Raw genomic sequence first — 18,586 nt, forward strand, 5'->3', positions numbered from 1 at the left:
CGATCACCGTCGTGTCCGCGACCACGGCCAAGTCGACACGCTACCGGTGGCGGTCCGAGATGTCGGACTGGAGCGGGTATTCCAGCACGATGCCGTCCGCGGACGGTGGTGGGGCGACCCGACGCGCCTCCCACCACCGCAAGCGGCGGCGTCCGTCGCGCTAGCCGCGCGCCGCGGCCCGGCCGGCCTCCAGCCGGGCGACCGGTACTCGGAACGGCGAGCAGGACACGTAGTCCAACCCCAATCGGTGGAAGAAGTGCACGGACGCGGGGTCGCCGCCGTGCTCGCCGCACACGCCGATCTTCATGCCGGGACGTGCCGCGCGGCCCTCCTCCGTGGCGATCCGGACCAGGCGGCCCACGCCGTCGGTGTCCAGCGACTCGAACGGGGAGACGCCGAAGACGCCCTTCTCCAGGTAGGCGGAGAAGAACGACGCCTCCACGTCGTCCCGGGAGAAGCCCCACGTCGTCTGCGTGAGGTCGTTGGTGCCGAAGGAGAAGAACTCCGCGGACTGGGCGATCTGCCCGGCGGTCAGCGCGGCCCGGGGAAGCTCGATCATGGTGCCGATCGGGAAGTCCAGCTCGACGCCCTGCTCCGCGGCGACCTCGTGCACCACCCGGAGGGACTCCTCGCGGATGATCTCCAGCTCCTGCACGGTGCCGACGAGAGGGATCATGACCTCCGGCCGGGGGTCGCCGCCGGCCTTGATCCGCGCCGCGGCCGCCTGCGCGATCGCCCGGACCTGCATGGCGAACAGGCCGGGCACGACCAGGCCGAGGCGTACACCGCGCAGGCCCAGCATCGGGTTCTGCTCGTGCAGCCGCTGCACGGCCTGGAGCAGCCGCAGGTCGTTCTCATCCTGCTCGCCGCGGGCCTCGGCGAGGGCGACGCGGACCGACAGCTCGGTGAGGTCGGGCAGGAACTCGTGCAGCGGCGGGTCGAGCAGCCGGACGGTCACCGGCAGGCCGTCCATCGCCTCGAAGATCCCGGCGAAGTCCTCGCGCTGCAGCGGCAGCAGCGCGGCAAGGGACTTCTCCTGCTCGTCCTCGGTTTCGGAGAGGATGAGCCGTTCGACGAGGAGGCGGCGGTCGCCGAGGAACATGTGCTCGGTGCGGCACAGCCCGATGCCCTGCGCGCCCATGCGGCGGGCGCGGGCGGCGTCCTCGGGGGTGTCGGCGTTGGCGCGCACGCCCAGTCGGCGGTCGGCGTCCACCTGCTCCATGACCCGGTGCACCGCGCGTACCAGGTCGTCGGCCTCGGCGGAGTCGGGGCCGATCTCTCCGTCGAAGTAGCGGACGACGGGGGAGTCGACCACCGGGACCTCGCCGAGGAAGACCTCGCCGGAGCCGCCGTCGATGGAGATGGTGTCGCCTTCCTCGACGACCTCGCCGCCCGGTGCGGTCATCCGCCGGTTCTTGACGTCGATGTCGAGCTCCTCGGCGCCGCAGACGCAGGTGGTGCCCATGCCGCGGGCGACCACGGCGGCGTGCGAGGTCTTGCCGCCGCGGCTGGTGAGGATGCCCTGGGCGTTGAGCATGCCTTCGAGGTCGTCGGGGTTGGTCTCGCGGCGGCACAGGATGACCTTCTCGCCGGCGCGCGCCCGTGCGACGGCGGTGGCGGAGTCGAAGACGGCCTTGCCGACGGCGGCGCCGGGGGAGGCGTTCATGCCCCGGCCGATGCGTCGGCGCTCGGCCGACTCGTCGAAGTGGGGGAACATCAGCTGGGCGAGCTGGTCGCCGTTGACCCGGGAGACGGCCTCGGCGCGGCTGATCATCCCCTGGTCGACGAGCTGGTCGGCGATACGGAACGCCGCGGCGGCGGTGCGCTTGCCCACCCGGGTCTGCAGCATCCACAGCTTCCCGCGCTCGATGGTGAACTCGATGTCGCACAGGTCCCGGTAGTGGTTTTCGAGCTTCTCCATGATCGCCATGAGCTCGTCGTAGCTCGCCTTGTCGAGCTTCTCCAGCTCGCTGAGCGGCACGGTGTTGCGGATCCCGGCGACGACGTCCTCGCCCTGGGCGTTGGCGAGGTAGTCGCCGTAGACGCCCTGTTGCCCGGAGGCGGGGTCGCGGGTGAAGGCGACGCCGGTTCCGGAGTCCATGCCGAGGTTGCCGAAGACCATGGAGCAGATGTTGACGGCGGTGCCGAGGTCGACGGGGATGCGCTCCTGGCGGCGGTAGAGGACGGCGCGGGGGGCGTTCCAGGAGTCGAACACGGCGGCGATGGCGAGGTCCATCTGCTCGCGGGGGTCGGTCGGGAAGGGGCGCCCGGCCTGCGCGGCGACGATGCCCTTGAAGGCGGCGACGAGGCTGCGGATGTCGTCGGCGTCGAGGTGGAGGTCGTCGGTGACGCCCTTGGCGCGCTTGGCGTCCTCGATGGCTTCCTCGAAGAGGTCGCCGTCGATGCCCAGCACGGTCTTTCCGAACATCTGGATGAGGCGGCGGTAGGAGTCCCAGGCGAAGCGCTCGTCCCCCGCCTGGGCTGCGAGCCCTTGGACGGACGTGTCGTTGAGGCCGATGTTGAGGACGGTCTCCATCATGCCCGGCATGGAGAACTTCGCGCCGGAGCGCACACTGACCAGGAGCGGATCGTCGGGTTGGCCGAGTCTCTTGCCCATCGCGGCTTCGAGCGCGGCGAGCTTCGCGTCGATTTCGGCGTCGAGTCCATCAGGGTTGCGGCTGTGTTCGAGGTAGTGCCGGCAGGCCTCGGTGGTGATGGTGAACCCGGGCGGAACCGGCAGGCCGAGGTTGGTCATCTCGGCGAGGTTCGCACCCTTCCCTCCGAGAAGGTCCTTGAGGTCCTTGTTGCCCTCTGTGAACTCGTAGACGTACTTGGGCACGGGATGCTCCTTCTCTTCGGTCGCTCGACCTCGAATTGCGGGGACTGTACCCAGGCCTCCGCCGACTTTTCTTCCACTACGTCCATGTATCGGTGTTTACCCAGTTCATGGCCGTACGACCGGTGTAGACCAATGGTCCAGGAACGGCGCACGGATGGCCTGGGTCACAGTGGTGTCAAAGGGGTCGACCCGTGTGGTGATAGGCCAGGTCAGATGCGCTTGAATGCACCGTAGCAGTCCAGCGGTGTGAAACTTTGATCCAATCCGTCAAAACCGACCGATCCCGGCTGTGCTGAGCGACACATCTTGACCGACGAGTAACCTACGGTCGCGTAGGTAGGGTGAAGGCGGAGAAACCCGGCGCCGCCCCGGCGCGCCCCCTAGGTCGGCCTTCCCCGAGGCCTGACACGACGGAGAAGAGCAGATGGCCGCAGAGCAGTCCGGCGGTGCGGCGGCGCACCGCAGCGCCCGCGCCGACGCAGCCCCGCTGACCGGCCTCAAACCCCGGTTGCGCGGCTGGCTGCACCTCGGCACCGCCCCGGTGGCGGCGCTGGCCGGACTGGTCCTCGTCGCCCTCGCCCCCACACTGCCGGGCCGCCTCTCCGCCGCCGTCTACGCGGCCAGTTCCATGCTGCTGTTCAGCACGTCGGCCGTGTACCACGTGGGCCGGTGGTCCCAGCGCGGGGTCGCGGTGCTGCGCCGGATGGACCACGCCAACATCTACCTGATCATCGCCGGGACCTACACGCCGTTCGTCGTGCTCGTCCTCGACGGCACACTGCGCACCGCCATGCTCGCGCTCATCTGGTGCGGGGCGGTCGCCGGTGTCCTGTTCAAGGTGTTCAAGCCCGACGCCCCGCGCTGGCTGTCCACCGGCCTCTACCTGGCCATCGGCTGGGTGGCGGTGCTCTTCTTCCCCCAGCTCATCGGCGGTACCCACCCCGCCACCTGGATCCTGATCATCGTCGGCGGCCTGCTCTACAGCGTCGGCGCCGTCGTCTACGCCCTCAAGCGGCCGAACCCCGCGCCGCGCTGGTTCGGCTTCCACGAGGTCTTCCACTCGTTCACGATCGCCGCCTACATCTGCCATTACATCGCGGTCTCCTTCGTCGTCTACACCGCGGCCTGAGCCGTGCGGGGCGGGAGTGGCGGCGGGTGGCCGCCGGCCCCGCGATGATCCTCCGTCCCCGGTGACCGGTTCCGGCCCGGGCATCACGATCCGCTTACGCGATCGGACAGCAGGGCGGAAACGGGGCGATCCGTGCGGGGCGCTGTCGGTAGGTTGAGAACCGGTTCTCCCGCCCGCCTTTCGGAGCGGGGGATTCGGATGAGGCGGCCGGAGTCCACAATCCCCCCGGGTCCGGTCGCCTCTTCCGTGCCTCTTCCAGGCCGCTGCCATTTCCATGCCGTCTCCCGCCGGCCGCCGCACCGCGGGGCGCTCACCCCTTCATCGCGCCACCGAGGCCGAACCGGCCGCTCAGCGCCCGCGACACCGCCAGGTACAGGGCCACCACCGGAAGCGTGTACAGCAGCGAGTAGGCAGCCAGCTCTCCGTAGCGCACCCCGCCGTACTGGTCGAAGAACGCGTAGATCTTCACCGCCGCCGGAAGCCGGTCGGCGCTGTTCAGCAGGATGAACGGGACGAAGAAGTTCCCCCAGGTCAGCACCAGGGTGAAAATGCCCACCACGGCCATCCCCGGCACCGCGAGCGGCAGCACCAGCAGCCGCAGTGACTGCCACACCGACGCCCCGTCGACCCAGGCCGCCTCCTCCAGCTCGATCGGAATGCCGTCCAGGACGTTCTTCGAGATCCAGATCCCGTACGGCAGGCTGGCGGTGGCCAGGAACAGCGACGTGGACAGCCGTGAGTCCAACAGCCCGGCCTGTGCGAACAGGCCGTAGACCGGCACCATGATCGCGGTGATCGGCAGCCCGGTCGCGAACAGCACCACGTACATCACCGGCCGCTTGAACCGCAGTGTGTAGCGCGACAGCGGGTAGGCGGCCAGCAGCGAGGCCGCCACCGTGACCAGCGCCGCACCTCCGCAGATCAGCACACTGTTGGCCACCGGGACCAGAACCGTCTCGGGCGTCAGCACCGCGGAGAAGTGATCCAGGGTGAGCGACGCCGGAGGCGCGGCGCGCAGCGACGGCTCGGCGTCGAACGCCGCGACCACCATCCAGACCAGCGGCAGCAGGAACACCGCCGCCAGCACCGCCAGCACCCCGTGCACCAGCACCGACCCCGCCGCGCGCGAGGGCGAGGCGACCGAGCGTCTCACCGCACCTCCTCCGGCCGCAGCGCCCGCACGTACAGCGCGGAGAGCGACCCGGCGATCACCAGCAGCGCCAGTGCCACCGTGGTGCCGTACCCCAACTCGCCGAACCGCAGGGCCTCCCGGTACATCAGCAGCGGAAGCGTCATACTGCGATCACCCGGGCCTCCGGCCGTCATCACGTAGATGAGCGTGAACACCTGCACCGTCTGCAGCGTCACCAGCAGCAGCGTGGTGGCCACGGTCCGCCGCAGCAGCGGCAGCACCACGTGCCACACCACCTGCACCGGCCCGGCGCCGTCCGCCCGCGCCGCCTCCTTCAGATCGGTGGGGATTTCGGCCAGCCCGGCGGAGTAGGACATCATCGAGAACGCGGTGCCCTTCCAGACGTTGGCCAGGACCACCGCCAGCAGAGGCGCCGTGTACAGCCAGTTCTGCGTCGGCGCCCCCACCGCCTCAAGCAGGCCGTTGAGCGTGCCCTCCCGCTCCAGGAACGCCACCCACACGAACCCCGCGACGACCTCGGGGACGACCCAGGCCCCGACCACCACCCCGCCCACCGCCATCCGTACGGCGGCGCCGCGGTTCTGCATGAGCAGCGCCAGCACCAGCCCGAGCACGGTCTGGCCGACGACCCCCGAGGCGACCAGGAAGACCACCGTCAGCAGGGCCGAGTTGAAGAACGCGGGGTCGGCGAGCAGCCGCTGGAAGTTGGCCGTGCCGACGAACTCGGTGTGCGCCGCGGCCGACCCGGTCAGCGCCGCGTTCGTGAGGGACGCCCACACCGTCCACAGGATCGGGCCGGCGAAGAAGGACAGCAGGAGGAGCAGCGCGGGTACGAGGGGTAACAGGCGGCGCGCGGCCGCGCGCCGCGCACCCCGGCGCCGCCCGGCCCCGCCACCCGGCGGCGCCCGCCTCCCCGTCCTGTACGGCGGCTCGGTGAGAGTCGCCGCCGGTACCGTTCCCCCCGGTGCCGCCTCACCCACCGGAGGTGATGTTGTCGGAACCGACGAGGTGTTCGACCCGGTCGTCGTACGCGCGTGCCGCCTGCCCGGGGGTGGCATCGCCCAGCATGACCGCCTCCATGGCCTCCTGGATCGCCAGCGAGATCCGCGGGTACTCGCTGTAGGCGGGACGGAAGTGGGTGACCTCCACCAGCGCCGCCGCCTCCTCGGCGATGGGGTTGACCTGCAGGTACTCCGCGGATTCCGCGACGTCGACGCGGACCGGGATCTGGGCCCCCTCGATCGCGAACTGCGTCGCGTTCTCCTTGCTCAGGGTGTGCTTCATGACCTCCCAGGCGAGGTCGGGGTTGACGCTCTTGGAGCCCAGCGCCAGCGTCCATCCGCCGGACATGCTGGTGGTGCCCGGAGCCTGGCCGTGCTGGGTGGGCATGGGGGCGAACCCCATGGTCCGGGGCCACTCAGGCCACGGCTTACCCGCCGTCGCGATCCAGCTCTGGGTGATCCAGGACCCGTCGAGGCTGATCGCGATCTCCCCGGCGGGGATCCGCTCCTCGTTGTTGATCGTGCCGACGTTCGCGTTGAGCGCGTCCTGGGGGTCCAGGGCCAGGCCCTCGGAGTAGATGGTGTCGATGAACCGCAGGGAGTCCGCGAACCCCGCGGAGCCGACCACCCACCTGCGCGACTCCTCGTCGAAGAGCCCGTCGCCGGTGCCGCTCAGCAGCATCTGGAAGCCCTGCATGGACGCGGCCTCGCCCATGGGCGTTCCGGAGTAGACGTTGAGCGGGGTGACGTCGTCGCCGATCTCGCGCTTGAGCTCCCGGGCGGTGCCCAACACCTCGTCCCAGGATTCCGGCTCCCAGGGCAGCTCGATTCCGGCCTGCTCGAACAGCCGGGTGTTGTACCAGAGCCCGCGCGTGTCGGTCCCGACCATGACCCCGTAGCGCTTGCCGTCAAGGGCGATCACCGCCGCGTCGGCCTGCTCCTGGTAGTACTTCGCCTCATCCCACTCCTCCCAGTAGTGGTCGATCGGGGCCAGGTACCCGGCGTCGACGTTCTGGTTGATGGTGAAGCTGTCCTCGTAGATGATGTCCGGGGCCTCGTCGTCCGACTGGTTCATCAGGTTGACCTGCGCCTGGTAGTCCTCGGGCGGGGCCTCGATCGGCCGCAGCTCGACGGTGACGCCCCGGTTCTCCGCCTCGAACTCCTCCTTGACCTTGCGCATCAGGGTGTCGGCCGCGCGGAAGGTGCCGTAGTGGGAGTAGACGACGGTGACCGTGTCGGGGTCGTGACCGGGCCGCAGGCTGCACCCCGTCGCGGTCGGCCCCAGCAGGGCCGCGGCCGCGGCGACGGCGGCGACGCGGAGCGGCGCCCGGGTCATCGGCCATCTGTTCATCTCATCGGCTCTCCATCGGACATGGGAGTGATGCTCACCACCTGACTCTCGCATGCGGGCCGTCCGTAATCCACTTTCCCGCACAGGTGAGAGAAGCACGGTGAAACTGGGGGCGGGGGGACATACGCTCTAGTCTGTGGCCGGCCGAATCAGAGACGAAGACATCGCGCTCGTGCGCGAGCGCTCCCCCATCGCCGACGTCATCGGCGAGTACCTTCAGCTCCGCAACGCCGGAGGCGGCTCGCTGAAGGGCCTGTGCCCCTTCCACGACGAGAAGTCGCCCTCCTTCAACGTCACGCCCGCCCGCGGCCTCTACCACTGCTTCGGCTGCGGCGAGGGCGGCGACGTCATCCGCTTCATCCAGGAGATCGAACAGCTCAGCTTCGTCGACGCCGTCGAGCACCTCGCCCAGCAGGCCGGGGTCCAGCTGCGCTACGAGCACGGCGGCAGGTCCGCTCGGGCCGATCAGGGCCAGCGGCAGCGGCTCATCGAGGCGCACCGGGAGGCCGCGGCGTTCTACGTCGAGCAGCTGCTGAGCCCGGGGGCGCAGGAGGGGCGACGGTTCCTGAGCGAGCGCGGGTTCACCCGCGCCGACGCCGAGAAGTTCGGCATCGGATTCGCCCCGCCCGGCTGGGAGACCCTCACCACCCACCTGCGCAAGAAGGGGTTCTCCGACCGGGAGATCATCACCGCCGGACTGGCCAGCCAGGGGCGGCGCGGCGCCTACGACAAGTTCCGCAACCGGCTCGTGTGGCCGGTCCGCGAGGTCACCGGCGATGTCGTCGGCTTCGGCGCGCGCAAGCTCGACCCCGAGGACGACGGCCCCAAGTACCTCAATACCCCCGAGACCCCGATCTTCAAGAAGGGACACCTCCTCTACGGGCTCGACCTCGCCAAGCGGGAGATCGCCCGGCAGCGCCAGGCCGTCATCGTCGAGGGTTACACCGACGTCATGGCCTGCCACCTCGCCGGGGTCCCCACCGCCGTGGCCACGTGCGGCACCTCCTTCGGCGAGGAGCACGCCAAGATCCTGCGGCGGATGCTGCTCGGCCGCTCCAACCAGGGCGGCGAGGTGATCTTCACCTTCGACGGCGACGCCGCGGGGCAGAAGGCGGCGCTGCGCGCCTTCGACGAGAGCCACGGTTTCAGCTCCGACAGCTTCGTTGCCGTCCAATCCGACGGGCTGGACCCCTGCGACCTGCGTATCCAGCGGGGGGACGGGGCACTGCGCGACCTGGTCGCCGGCCGCAAACCCCTCGTCGAGTTCGTCATCCGCAGCCGCATCGTGGAGCACAACCTCGACACCAACGAGGGCCGCCTCGCCGCCATCGACGCCGCGGCGCCCATCATCGCCACCATCCGCGACGCCGGGCTCCGCAAGGAGTACGCCAAGGACCTGGACAAGTGGACCGGGTTCATGGACGAGCGCCAGGTGCTGCGCCGGGTCGCCCAGCACATGGGCCGCCCCGAGGGCGAACGCCGCCCGGGTCGCGGCCGCCCCGCCCCTGCGCCCCCGCCCGGTGCGGCCGAGACCGCCCCCTACGACCTGCGCGACCCCTCGCTGCAGCGCGAGCGCCAGGCGCTGAAGATCGCGGTGCAGTACCCGGCCCTGGCCGCGGAGTTCGACACGCTGGACGCGGAGACGTTCACGGTGCCCCAGCACCGCGCCATGGCGGAGCTCATCCGGGGCAACGGGGGAGTGGCCGCGGTGGGCGACCCCGCACAGTGGGCCACGCGGCTGCGCGACTCCGCGCCCAACGAGGCGCAGCGCACCTTCGTCACCCAGCTGGCGGTGGAACCGATCGAGGTCTATGGAGAACTCGACGAACATTACGCCAAGGAAATCCTCGGCACGATCAGGATTCATTCCATCAATCGCCAGGTGGCAAACCTGAAGTCGCGGCTCGGACGGCTGGACCCGACTGCCGATGCCGAGGAATACCAACGCGTTTTCACCGAACTCATGGGCGTTGAGCAGCAGAGACGCTTGATACGCGAGCGGGGTTCCGGGGCCACGTAGCAGCGTGGTGACAAAAATAGTTCTCTCTATGCCGGGGCGGAACCGGGCACACTGTAAGCGTGGCTCTATCGGTGCTGCCCAGCGAAATGCCGCCGATCCGGCAGGTGGCGCAACTCGTCGCGGATTCACGATCCGGGGAGGCGGTGACCGTCGCCGACGTCGCCTCCGCCCTGGACCGGTTGGACGCCCCACCCGAGTCTCTGGACCCGGTGGTGCGCGGTCTCGCCCAGCGGGGGGTCGACGTCGTCGACCCGGTCGCGGACGAACCGCCGCCGTCGGTCTCCGACTTCGGGCGGCGCACCTCCACCAGCGACCTGGTGCGCATCTACCTGCGCGAGATCGGCCGTGTTCCGCTGCTCACGGCAGAAGAAGAAGTGGAACTCGCCAAATCGATCGAGGTCGGACTCTACGCCGGGCAGAAACTTCGGGACGGCCGCCGCTCCGCCGTCCCCGGACAGATCTCCCGCCAGGACGTCGACGACCTCGAACATCTCGTCCAGGAAGGTGAGCGCGCCAAGCGCCGCCTGATCGAGTCGAACCTCCGACTGGTCGTGTCCATCGCCAAGCGCTACATCGGCCGCGGCCTGCTCTTCCTGGACCTGATCCAGGAGGGCAACCTGGGGCTGATCCGGGCGGTGGAGAAGTTCGACTACGCCAAGGGGTTCAAGTTCTCCACCTACGCGACCTGGTGGATCCGTCAGGCCATCACCCGGGCCATCGCCGACCAGGCGCGCACCATCCGCATCCCGGTGCACATGGTGGAGACCATCAACAAGCTGATGCGGGTGCAGCGCCAACTGCACCAGGAACTCGGCCGCGAGCCGACCCCCGCCGAGATCTCCCGCGAACTGGGTTTCGGCGACGACCGTGTGCAGGAGATCCAGCGCATCGCCCAGGAACCGGTGTCCCTGCATGCGCCCATCGGTGAGGAGGACTCCGACTTCGGGGACTTCATCGAGGACTCCGACGCCGTCGTCCCCGTCGAGGCGGCGGCGTTCATCATGCTGCAGGACCAGCTGCTGGTCATGCTCAGCGGGCTGTCCGAGCGCGAGCAGCGCATCATCCAGCTGCGCTTCGGCCTGGCCGACGGACACCCCCGCACGCTGGAGGAGGTGGGACGGGAGTTCGGGGTGACGCGGGAGCGCATCCGCCAGATCGAGTCCAAGACCCTGGCGAAGCTGCGCCACCCGTCACGTGCCCAGATGCTCCGCGACTTCCTGGACTGACCGCGGCACGACCACGGGCGTGACCGCGGCCCGGAGGCGGCCCGGGCACGGAGTGGCCTGCGGCCTCGGCGCCGTGTGGTGCGCGGTCGTGGACCGGTGCGCCGACCACCCGACCTCGACCTGGGCATATCCAACGGGCGGAGCGACACCCGAGTTCCCCGGGCGCGCGCAACGGCCTGATGTGGCCGATCGGACGCGACTCCTGTACGCAGCAGGGGCGGCAAAGGCTACCGTCAAGTGTGATGTCGGCTCAAAAACCGCCCTCGAAAGCACGGCGAAGGACCGCCCTGATCGGAGTCATCACGGCGGTGGCCCTCGGCGCCCTGTTCTTCAGCGCGTTCAGCGTGATCACCGACGCCGGCCGCGGGGACGGCCCCGCGCGGCTGGAACGCATGGCCTACTTCGCCGAATGGAACACGGCCAACCGCGACTACCTGCTCAAGGATGTCGCCGACAGCGGGGCGGCCGAGCGGCTCACCCGCATCATCTGGGCGTTCGGCGACGTCGACTCCGACGGCCGGTGCTCGATCCCCGAGGACTCCGACCAGCCGTGGGAGCTGTACCAGCGCCGCTACGACGCCGACGAGAGCGTCGACGGGCAGGCCGACAGCTACGAGCAGCCGATCGCCGGCAGCCTCCACCAGCTCCTCCTGCTCCGCGAGGAGTACCCCGACCTGCGCGTGGGCCTGAGCCTGGGCGGGTGGAACTGGTCCACCTACTTCTCCGACGCGGTGAAGGACGAGGAGTCCCGGCGCGAGTTCGTGTCCTCGTGCATCGACCTGTGGCTGCGCGGCGACCTGCCCCGCCTCGGCGACGAACCCCAGGGCGGCGAAGGCGTCGCCGAGGGGGCCTTCGACGGCATCGACATCGACTGGGAGTGGCCGGTGTCCGGCGGCAAGGAGGGCAACGTCGAGCGGCCGGAGGACCGCCGCAACCTCACCCTCGTCGTGGAGGAGTTCCGCCGCCAGATGGACGAGCTGGGGGCGGAGACGGGCGAGCGCTACGACCTGTCGGTCTCGGTGGCCAACGGCGAGGAGCAGATCCCGGCCAGCTACGAGCCGGAGATGTTCGCCAAGGTCGACTTCGTCACCGTCCAGGGCTACGACTTCACGGGTGCCTGGAGCGACGTCACCGACCACCATTCCCAGCTGTACGCGCCCCCGGGGGCGCCCGACGACGCCAGCACCGACCGAACGGTGCGCCAGTACCTCGACTACGGCCTTCCGGCCGACAAGCTGGTCCTGGGCTTTCCCGCCTTCGGCCGAGGCTGGACCGGGGTGGGGCCGGACGACTTCGGCCGCTACAGCCAGGCGGAGGCGGGTGCGGAGGGCTCCTACGGCGAGTCCACGGACCCGTACGGCGAACTCAAGTACCGCAGCGGCCAGCGCTTCTTCGACCCGGTCAACGGCGCCTACTGGCTGTACGACGGCAACGAGTGGTGGACGTACGACACCCCCGAGATCGTCCGCATGAAGGGCGCCTACGTCCGCGAACTGAACCTCGGCGGCCTGATGATGTGGAACCTCGACATGGACCCCGAGGGCGACCTGGTCACCGCGATGGACGAGTCCCTGCGCAGGGACGGGTAGGGCGGGGCCGTCGGGCGCCCGGGGCGGTCTGAGGTGCGGGCAGGAGCTCTCCCGCGGGGCCATTTCGGGAACAGATCATCGGGGGAGGGGTGGGAAAGCGTTGTCCGGTGGCTTTTCGGGTGCGGTGGATGGTTGGGGCGGGCGGATCGGCGGCTTCGGCCCGGCCGGAATCCGGGGTTTCCGCTTCGCGTGCAGCGGTTTCCGCGATCCGGGAGCCCCGGGCCCTCCTCGAAGATGATCATGGGCTCGCATCTCATCGCGCCCGTTTCGCCGGATTTTTTCCCATGCTCATCGCGGAAACCCATTCCGGCCACCCTTCACCCGCACACACCCGGCCGTCGCCCAGGGATAGCGTTTTCCCTCCCTCTCGTCCGTTGGTCTCGGGGATATTGGGGTGAAAAATGGCCGGTGAGACCCCGATATCTCCGAGATCAACGGAGGCAGGGGCGTGGGGCGACCGGCCGCCCCACGCCCCCACCCTCCCTCGTCGCTGCTGCTCGTCTCCACCGCAAGGCTCTGCGGGAGATCGCGGGCAAGGCCCCCGGCAAGCCCGATTCCCCCCACTGCCCCACCGGATCAGGCCCGGCTGAGCTCCTTCACCGCGTGGCCGGGCCGCCACAGGCGGATGGCCAGGCGGTCGTTCTCCACCGCGGTCAGCACCGCATCCGTCAGATCCAGCCGGAACAAGTGGAACGGCCCGGGCGGAACGCCCCGTTCGCGGAACGCCTCGATCTCCTCCGGGTCGGTGACCTCGACCGCGACACCGGCGATCTTGGCGTCGCCGCCGTCCATCGACCCGTCGCCGGGGTTGGCGTGGAGCGCGAAACGGCCGTCGCGCTGCAGGTCGCGGGCCTTGACCGAGCCGGGCATCGAGCCGAGGACGATGTCGGGGCCGTGGAAGGCCACCTCCGTCCCGCTGACCCGGGGCGATCCGTCCGCCCGCAGGGTGGCCAGGACATGGTGCTCGGTGGCCTCGAACCGGGCCCGCATGGCTGCTGCCAGCTCGGGTGCCTCATCGCTGAACGTCTGCCAGGTCGTCGTCATCGTCGTCGTCATGACGTCCAGTATCGGCACCGAGACTGACAACCGGTGTCAGGAAGTGGCAGGGGTTCCGGTGGACACCCGGTGGCGGCGGCCACACGCGATCCGCGGCGCGGGCGTGTCGGGTGCGGGTGTATCGCGTGCGGTCGTGACGGGCGCGGTGGTGTTGTCAGCGGCCGCCCGGCGGCGCCAGGGTGGGAGGCGTGGACAACACAGCCGAATCCCGCGCCACCGCAGCCCACTCCGCCACAGCCCGTGCCGCCGCGGCACCGGCCGCGGCACAGCACGACATCGATGTGGAGGGGTTCCGGCGTGCGCTGAGCGCCGACCTGTCCGGCACGGTGTCCTTCGGGGCGGGTGCCCGCGCCCTCTACACCGCCGACGCCTCCAACTACCGTCACGTCCCGCTCGCCGTCGCCGTCCCCAGGACCACCGACGACATCATCGCCGCCGTGGCCGCCTGCCGAACCTACGGGGTCCCGATCACCCCGCGGGGTGGAGGCACCAGCATCGCCGGCAACTCCATCGGCCCCGGGCTCGTCATCGACGCCTCGCGGCACCTGACCGGGATCGACCACCTCGACCCCGCCGCTCGCACCGCCCGCGTGCAGCCCGGCGTCATACTCGACGACCTGCGGGCCGCCGCTGCGCCCCACGGGCTGACCTTCGGTCCCGACCCCTCCACCCACAGCCGCTGCACCCTCGGCGGGATGATCGGCAACAACGCCTGCGGGGCGCACTCCGTGGCGTGGGGGACCACTGCGGACAACGTGGAATCCCTCGACGTCCTGCTGTACGACGGCACCCGCATGACCGTCGGCGCCACCTCCGCCGAGGAGTTCGACCGCCTCGCAGCCCTGCCCACCCCCGAGGGGCGGATCCACGCGGCGCTGCGCGACCTCACCGCCACCTACATGGCCGACCTGCGCACCGGCATGCCCGACTTCTCCCGCCGGGTCTCCGGGTACGCGCTCGACCGGCTCCTCCCGGAGCACGGCGGGCACATCGCCCGAGCCCTCACCGGGACCGAGGGCAGCTGCGTCACCGTGCTGGGAGCCACCGTGCGCCTCGTCGACGCCCCGCCCGCCCGCGCCCTGGTGGTGCTCGGCTACCCCGATGCCCCGCAGGCCGCCGACGCCGTGCCCGAACTCCTCGGCCACGGCCCTCTCACCGTCGAGGGCCTCAACGACCGGCTCGTCGCGGCCCTCGACCGCCCCGGGGCGCGCTCCGGAGTCGCCCTGCCGCAGGGCGACGCCTGGCTGATGGTGGAGATGGGCGGCGCCGACCCAGAGGAGGCGGCCGCGGCCGGCCGCACCCTGCTACGTGGGCTGAGCGGTGCCGCCCGGCCGTTGGAGGCCGCCGTCGTCACCGACCCCGCGCACATGCGGGCGCTGTGGCGCATCCGCGAGGAGGGGGCCGGGCTGACCTCGCGCACCCCCGCCGGCACCGAGGCCTGGTCGGGGTTCGAGGACGCGGCGGTCCCGCCCGACCGCCTCGGAGCCTACCTGCGCGAGTTCGACGCGCTGATGCGGCGGCACGGCCGGGACGGCGTGGCCTACGGGCACTTCGGCGAGGGCTGCATCCACATCCGCATCGACTTCGAGTTCGGCGACCCGGCCGGGCGCCGCGGCTTCCGCGCCTTCATGGAGGAGGCCGCCGACCTCGTCGCCGCGCACGGCGGCTCCGTCTCCGGCGAGCACGGCGACGGGCAGGCCCGCTCCGAGCTGCTGCCGCGCATGTACGGCGAGCGGCTGTGCCGCGCGTTCGGCGAGTTCAAGGCGATCTGGGACCCGGAGAACCGGATGAACCCGGGAACCATCGTCGACCCCCGGCCGCTCGACGCCGACCTGCGCGTCCCCGCCGCCCTCAGCGCACCGCTCACAGTGCTCGCCTACCCGGAGGACCGCGGCGACTTCGCCCGCGCACTGCGCCGCTGCTCCGGTGTGGGCAAGTGCCGCCGGAGCGAAGGCCCGGGCGTGATGTGCCCCAGCTACATGGTCACCCGCGAGGAGAAGGACTCCACGCGCGGGCGGGCGCGGATGCTCTTCGAGATGGTCAACGGTGAGGTGATCACCGACGGCTGGCGCTCCGAAGAGGTCCGCGACAGCCTCGACCTGTGCCTGTCGTGCAAGGGGTGCCGCAGCGACTGCCCGGTCAACGTGGACATGGCCGCCTACAAGGCCGAGTTCCTGCACCACCACTACAGGGGGCGGATCCGCCCGGCCTCGCACTACTCGATGGGGTGGCTGCCGCTGTGGGCGCGGCTGGCCGCGCTGGCGCCCGCCGAGGCCAACCGGCTCGGCGGGGCACGGTACCTCGGCGACGCGCTGAAGCGGCTCGGCGGGGTCGCGCCGCAGCGCGCCATCCCGGAGTTCTCCCGGACCACCTTCACCCGCTGGTTCCGGCGCCGTGCCCGGGCCTCGCCGGGGAACACCGTTCCCGGACTCGCACCGGTCGGCACGGACGGGGTGCGCCGAGGGGCCGTCGTCCTGTGGCCGGATACCTTCGGCGACCACCTTACGCCGGAGGTACCGGTGGCCGCGGTGCGGGTGCTGGAGGCGGCGGGGTTCCGCGTCGTGCTGCCGCGCGGGCCGGTGTGCTGCGGACTCACGTGGGTGTCCACCGGCCAGCTGGGGGTGGCGCGGACCGTCATGCGCCGCACACTGCGTGCCCTCGCCTCCGCCGTCGCCGCGGGGGTGCCCGTCGTCGGGCTGGAACCGAGCTGTACGGCGGCGCTCCGCACCGACCTGGTGGAGCTGGTGCCCGGCGAGCAGAGCGAACGGGTCGCGGCGTCGGTGCACACCCTGGCCGGGTTCCTGCGGGCCTACGCCCCCGACTGGGAGCCGCCGCACGTCGAGGCGGCGGCGATCGGCCAGGTCCACTGCCACCAGCACGCGGTCATCGGCTTCGACGCCGACCGCGAGCTGATGCGGCGCGCGGGCATCGACGGCGAGGTGCTGGACTCCGGCTGCTGCGGCCTGGCGGGCAACTTCGGTTTCGAGGCCGAGCACTACGACGTCTCCACGGCGGTCGGCGAACGCGTCCTGCTCCCTGCGGTGCGCGCCGCGGCCCCGGACACGCTCGTGCTCGCCGACGGATTCAGCTGCCGCACCCAGATCGAGCACCACACCGGCCGTCCGACACTGCACCTGGCCCAGGTCCTGGCCGGGGGGTTGGATCGGAAAAGGGAGGGGCGGCCTCGGCCTTAGACCCCGGTCCGTGCCCGGAGCACGGCCAGCGCCTGTGGGACGAGGTCGGTGAGCCGTGGGTCGTCGGGGTGGACGCCCTCGTCGAGGTGGACCTGCCAGGCGATGTCGGACCCGCCCGGGGGCCTGCGCGCGACGAGGGTGAAGCCGAGCCCGTCGGGGTCACCGGTGACGGAGTAGTGGTGGCTGACCAGGATGGTGGCGGTGACCCGCTCGTGCACGGTCTCGGCCAGCCGTCCCGGCCGGTCGAGCGTGTAGGTGCGCTCGCCCGCGCCCTCCTCGGTGAAGCGGAGGCCGTTCTCGTCCCAGCGGGCGCGGTCGATGACCTCCCAGCGCGCGGCATGGCCGTCGGGCAGGTGCAGCGCACGTGTCGTCGCCACGAGCGTGCCCTCGGCCGCCTCGGCATGCGCGAGGATGCGTTCGCCCCGGGCGAGGTCCAGCCGGGCACGGACCTCGCGGGGCAGACCATGCGGGCGCAGTGGGTTCATGCCTCCAACCTATGCCCCTGAGGGATGCGGCCCGCAGCCACTACAGAACACCGTAGCTCCGTGCCGGGAACCGGCTCTCGCGCTTCGGGGCCAGGAAGTCGGATGGCCCGTGGCAGCGCGTGTCCTCGTGCAGGATGACTCCCCTCCGGCTCTCATTGCGGAACAGGACGGTGGCAGCGGAGTTCTGGCCGGCGATCGTGTAGCAGCCGGACGCCGGGTCGGCGTGGACGTGCCACTTTTCCTGGTCGAAGGTCCAGGTGAGATTACCTGACGTGGCCGCGGCCGGAAGGGCGGTGGCGGCGATGAGGAGGGCTGCCGCAATGACCGGAAAGCTCCGCATCAGCAGTTCCTATCGTGCGTGGTGACGGACCGTTTCTCATCTTGTCCGGCCACGACGTCGCGAAACGCGCTCCGCCTGCACGAATTCCGCGCGTGGTGGGGGAGGGCCGCGTCCGATCCGCCCCAGGCCCGAAGTTTTGCCCGCGCCTGACGGGCGCCGACCCGGAAGCGAACGCTACTGCCGCGATTTCGGTCGCCCATAACAGCCGCGGCAGCCTGTCCTGCGGCAGCCCCGGCGCTCGTAACGCAGACCGGGATCCCCCTTCGGCCGCGCCCTCTCCGGCGAGCACCGCCATGATCCCGCGCGCCACCGGCCAGGACCCGCACGACGCGGAGGCCGACGCCGACGACTACTGCCACGCCCGCCTGCACCTGTGCCGCCCCGCGTCGGCCGTGGCCGCCCGGCCGCCGCCGGCGCTTCTCGGGACACCGTGACCACCAGGCTCGCCGTCGGCCCCGCGGATGCGATGGTCAGCGCGCGGCTTCGTCGGGGGCCGAGCCGTTGAGGTTGCCGGTGTGCAGCTCGGAGTTCTCCTCGTCGGTGGGGCGGGCGAGGAAGTCCTTGACCGACTCCACCGGGAACTTCTCGTTGACCTTCGCGTACACGGCCTTGCCGGCGTTACCGACCTGGGCGCCCACGAGCCCTGCGGTCTCCTGGACGGCGGGGCTCTCCGCGATGCGGCGGGCTGTGCGCGCGATCTGGTCGTAGCGCTCCTTGCCTGCCTTTGCCCCAAGGACGTACCCGATGGCCAGGCCTGCGACGAACGTGATCCGGTAGCGCATGGGTCCCTCTCGGCGTCACTCGTGCTGCTTCGACGGTGCTGATGCCTACGACGTTACCGCGCATGTCGGCGCATACCGGGGATGCCACCGCCCGGGACGCCCCCGGTGTGAGGCGGAACGTGCGGGGCGGAGCCGGTCGGCCGACGCTCGCCCCCGGCCGACGCCACATGAGGGCGGGGTCCCCGGCCCCGCGGGCGGTGCCGGGCGGAAAGCCTGTCACGAGCACGCCGGGAAGTGCGCTAACCTATTCCATGTCGTTCGGCGGAAGCGCAGGCTTCCGAGGGCGGCAGGGAGAACGATCCCGCGTAGCTCAATTGGCAGAGCAGCCGGCTGTTAACCGGCAGGTTACTGGTTCGAGTCCAGTCGCGGGAGCCACACATGAAGCCAGGCCCGAGGCCTGGCTTTCGCCGTTCCCGGGCCA

14 protein-coding genes and 1 tRNA gene are annotated in these 18,586 nt (G+C 70.9%); 7 read left to right on the plus strand and 8 right to left on the minus strand.

Translation table 11 applies throughout. The features are described from left to right. Nucleotides 1–160: 160 nt before the first annotated feature. Nucleotides 161–2,839 (minus strand): pyruvate, phosphate dikinase, encoded by a 2,679-nt coding sequence (gene ppdK / locus HNR23_RS04820; protein WP_184073897.1) that lies wholly within the window; start codon nucleotides 2,837–2,839, stop codon nucleotides 161–163. Between the two features lie 424 nt (nucleotides 2,840–3,263). Here ppdK and trhA point away from each other — a divergent pair, with 424 nt between their 5' ends. Further along, the gene (gene trhA / locus HNR23_RS04825) at nucleotides 3,264–3,968 is read left to right on the plus strand and encodes a PAQR family membrane homeostasis protein TrhA (protein ID WP_184073899.1); all 705 of its coding nucleotides are present in this window, start codon (nucleotides 3,264–3,266) and stop codon (nucleotides 3,966–3,968) included. 310 nt (nucleotides 3,969–4,278) lie between these two features. On the opposite strand, the gene HNR23_RS04830 is transcribed toward trhA, so the two are convergent. The 3 genes from HNR23_RS04830 to HNR23_RS04840 all read right to left on the minus strand — a co-directional run bounded on the left by HNR23_RS04830 (nucleotide 4,279) and on the right by HNR23_RS04840 (nucleotide 7,458). Then, on the minus strand, nucleotides 4,279–5,121 hold the full coding sequence (locus HNR23_RS04830; RefSeq protein WP_184073901.1) for an ABC transporter permease subunit: 843 nt from the start codon (nucleotides 5,119–5,121) through the stop codon (nucleotides 4,279–4,281). Next, nucleotides 5,118–5,966, minus strand: coding sequence for a carbohydrate ABC transporter permease (locus HNR23_RS04835; RefSeq protein WP_184079897.1), 849 nt, complete (start codon nucleotides 5,964–5,966; stop codon nucleotides 5,118–5,120). Before HNR23_RS04835 ends, HNR23_RS04830 begins: the two co-directional genes overlap by 4 nt. A gap of 127 nt (nucleotides 5,967–6,093) precedes the next feature. Then, nucleotides 6,094–7,458, minus strand: a complete 1,365-nt coding sequence (locus HNR23_RS04840; RefSeq protein ID WP_184079899.1) for an extracellular solute-binding protein — start codon at nucleotides 7,456–7,458, stop codon at nucleotides 6,094–6,096. Between the two features lie 151 nt (nucleotides 7,459–7,609). Between HNR23_RS04840 and dnaG the strand changes: the two genes are divergently transcribed. The 3 genes from dnaG to HNR23_RS04855 all read left to right on the plus strand — a co-directional run bounded on the left by dnaG (nucleotide 7,610) and on the right by HNR23_RS04855 (nucleotide 12,308). Continuing rightward, a complete protein-coding gene (gene dnaG / locus HNR23_RS04845; RefSeq protein WP_184073904.1) occupies nucleotides 7,610–9,493 on the plus strand; it encodes a DNA primase in 1,884 nt (627 codons plus the stop codon). 86 nt (nucleotides 9,494–9,579) lie between these two features. Further along, a complete protein-coding gene (gene rpoD / locus HNR23_RS04850) occupies nucleotides 9,580–10,719 on the plus strand; it encodes an RNA polymerase sigma factor RpoD (RefSeq protein ID WP_184079901.1) in 1,140 nt (379 codons plus the stop codon). Between the two features lie 242 nt (nucleotides 10,720–10,961). Then, on the plus strand, nucleotides 10,962–12,308 hold the full coding sequence (locus HNR23_RS04855; RefSeq protein ID WP_184073906.1) for a glycoside hydrolase family 18 protein: 1,347 nt from the start codon (nucleotides 10,962–10,964) through the stop codon (nucleotides 12,306–12,308). Between the two features lie 576 nt (nucleotides 12,309–12,884). Here the strand turns inward: HNR23_RS04855 and HNR23_RS04860 are convergent. After that, nucleotides 12,885–13,364 (minus strand): pyridoxamine 5'-phosphate oxidase family protein, encoded by a 480-nt coding sequence (locus HNR23_RS04860; RefSeq protein ID WP_246421588.1) that lies wholly within the window; start codon nucleotides 13,362–13,364, stop codon nucleotides 12,885–12,887. Between the two features lie 275 nt (nucleotides 13,365–13,639). Here HNR23_RS04860 and HNR23_RS04865 point away from each other — a divergent pair, with 275 nt between their 5' ends. Continuing rightward, the gene (locus HNR23_RS04865; protein WP_184079905.1) at nucleotides 13,640–16,558 is read left to right on the plus strand and encodes an FAD-binding and (Fe-S)-binding domain-containing protein; all 2,919 of its coding nucleotides are present in this window, start codon (nucleotides 13,640–13,642) and stop codon (nucleotides 16,556–16,558) included. Here the strand turns inward: HNR23_RS04865 and HNR23_RS04870 are convergent. Continuing rightward, nucleotides 16,555–17,043 carry a hypothetical protein gene (locus tag HNR23_RS04870; protein ID WP_184073908.1) on the minus strand — a complete coding sequence of 163 codons (489 nt, stop codon included), beginning with the start codon at nucleotides 17,041–17,043 and terminating at the stop codon, nucleotides 16,555–16,557. The two genes, HNR23_RS04865 and HNR23_RS04870, sit on opposite strands and share 4 nt — an antisense overlap. 40 nt (nucleotides 17,044–17,083) lie before the next feature. Further along, nucleotides 17,084–17,383: a hypothetical protein gene (locus HNR23_RS04875; RefSeq protein ID WP_184073910.1), complete on the minus strand. Its 300-nt coding sequence runs from the start codon at nucleotides 17,381–17,383 to the stop codon at nucleotides 17,084–17,086. Between the two features lie 293 nt (nucleotides 17,384–17,676). Here HNR23_RS04875 and HNR23_RS04880 point away from each other — a divergent pair, with 293 nt between their 5' ends. Beyond that, entirely contained in the window at nucleotides 17,677–17,817 is a 141-nt protein-coding gene (locus tag HNR23_RS04880; protein ID WP_184073912.1) for a hypothetical protein, read from the plus strand. A 36-nt stretch (nucleotides 17,818–17,853) separates the two neighbouring features. On the opposite strand, the gene HNR23_RS04885 is transcribed toward HNR23_RS04880, so the two are convergent. Then, the gene (locus HNR23_RS04885) at nucleotides 17,854–18,165 is read right to left on the minus strand and encodes a hypothetical protein (RefSeq protein WP_184073914.1); all 312 of its coding nucleotides are present in this window, start codon (nucleotides 18,163–18,165) and stop codon (nucleotides 17,854–17,856) included. A gap of 299 nt (nucleotides 18,166–18,464) precedes the next feature. On the opposite strand from HNR23_RS04885, the gene HNR23_RS04890 reads away from it, so the two are divergent. Next, a tRNA-Asn gene (locus tag HNR23_RS04890) sits at nucleotides 18,465–18,540 on the plus strand. The last annotated feature ends 46 nt before the right edge of the window (nucleotides 18,541–18,586 follow it).

Origin of the sequence: Nocardiopsis mwathae (assembly GCF_014201195.1) — a bacterium.
Taxonomy (GTDB): domain Bacteria; phylum Actinomycetota; class Actinomycetes; order Streptosporangiales; family Streptosporangiaceae; genus Nocardiopsis_C; species Nocardiopsis_C mwathae.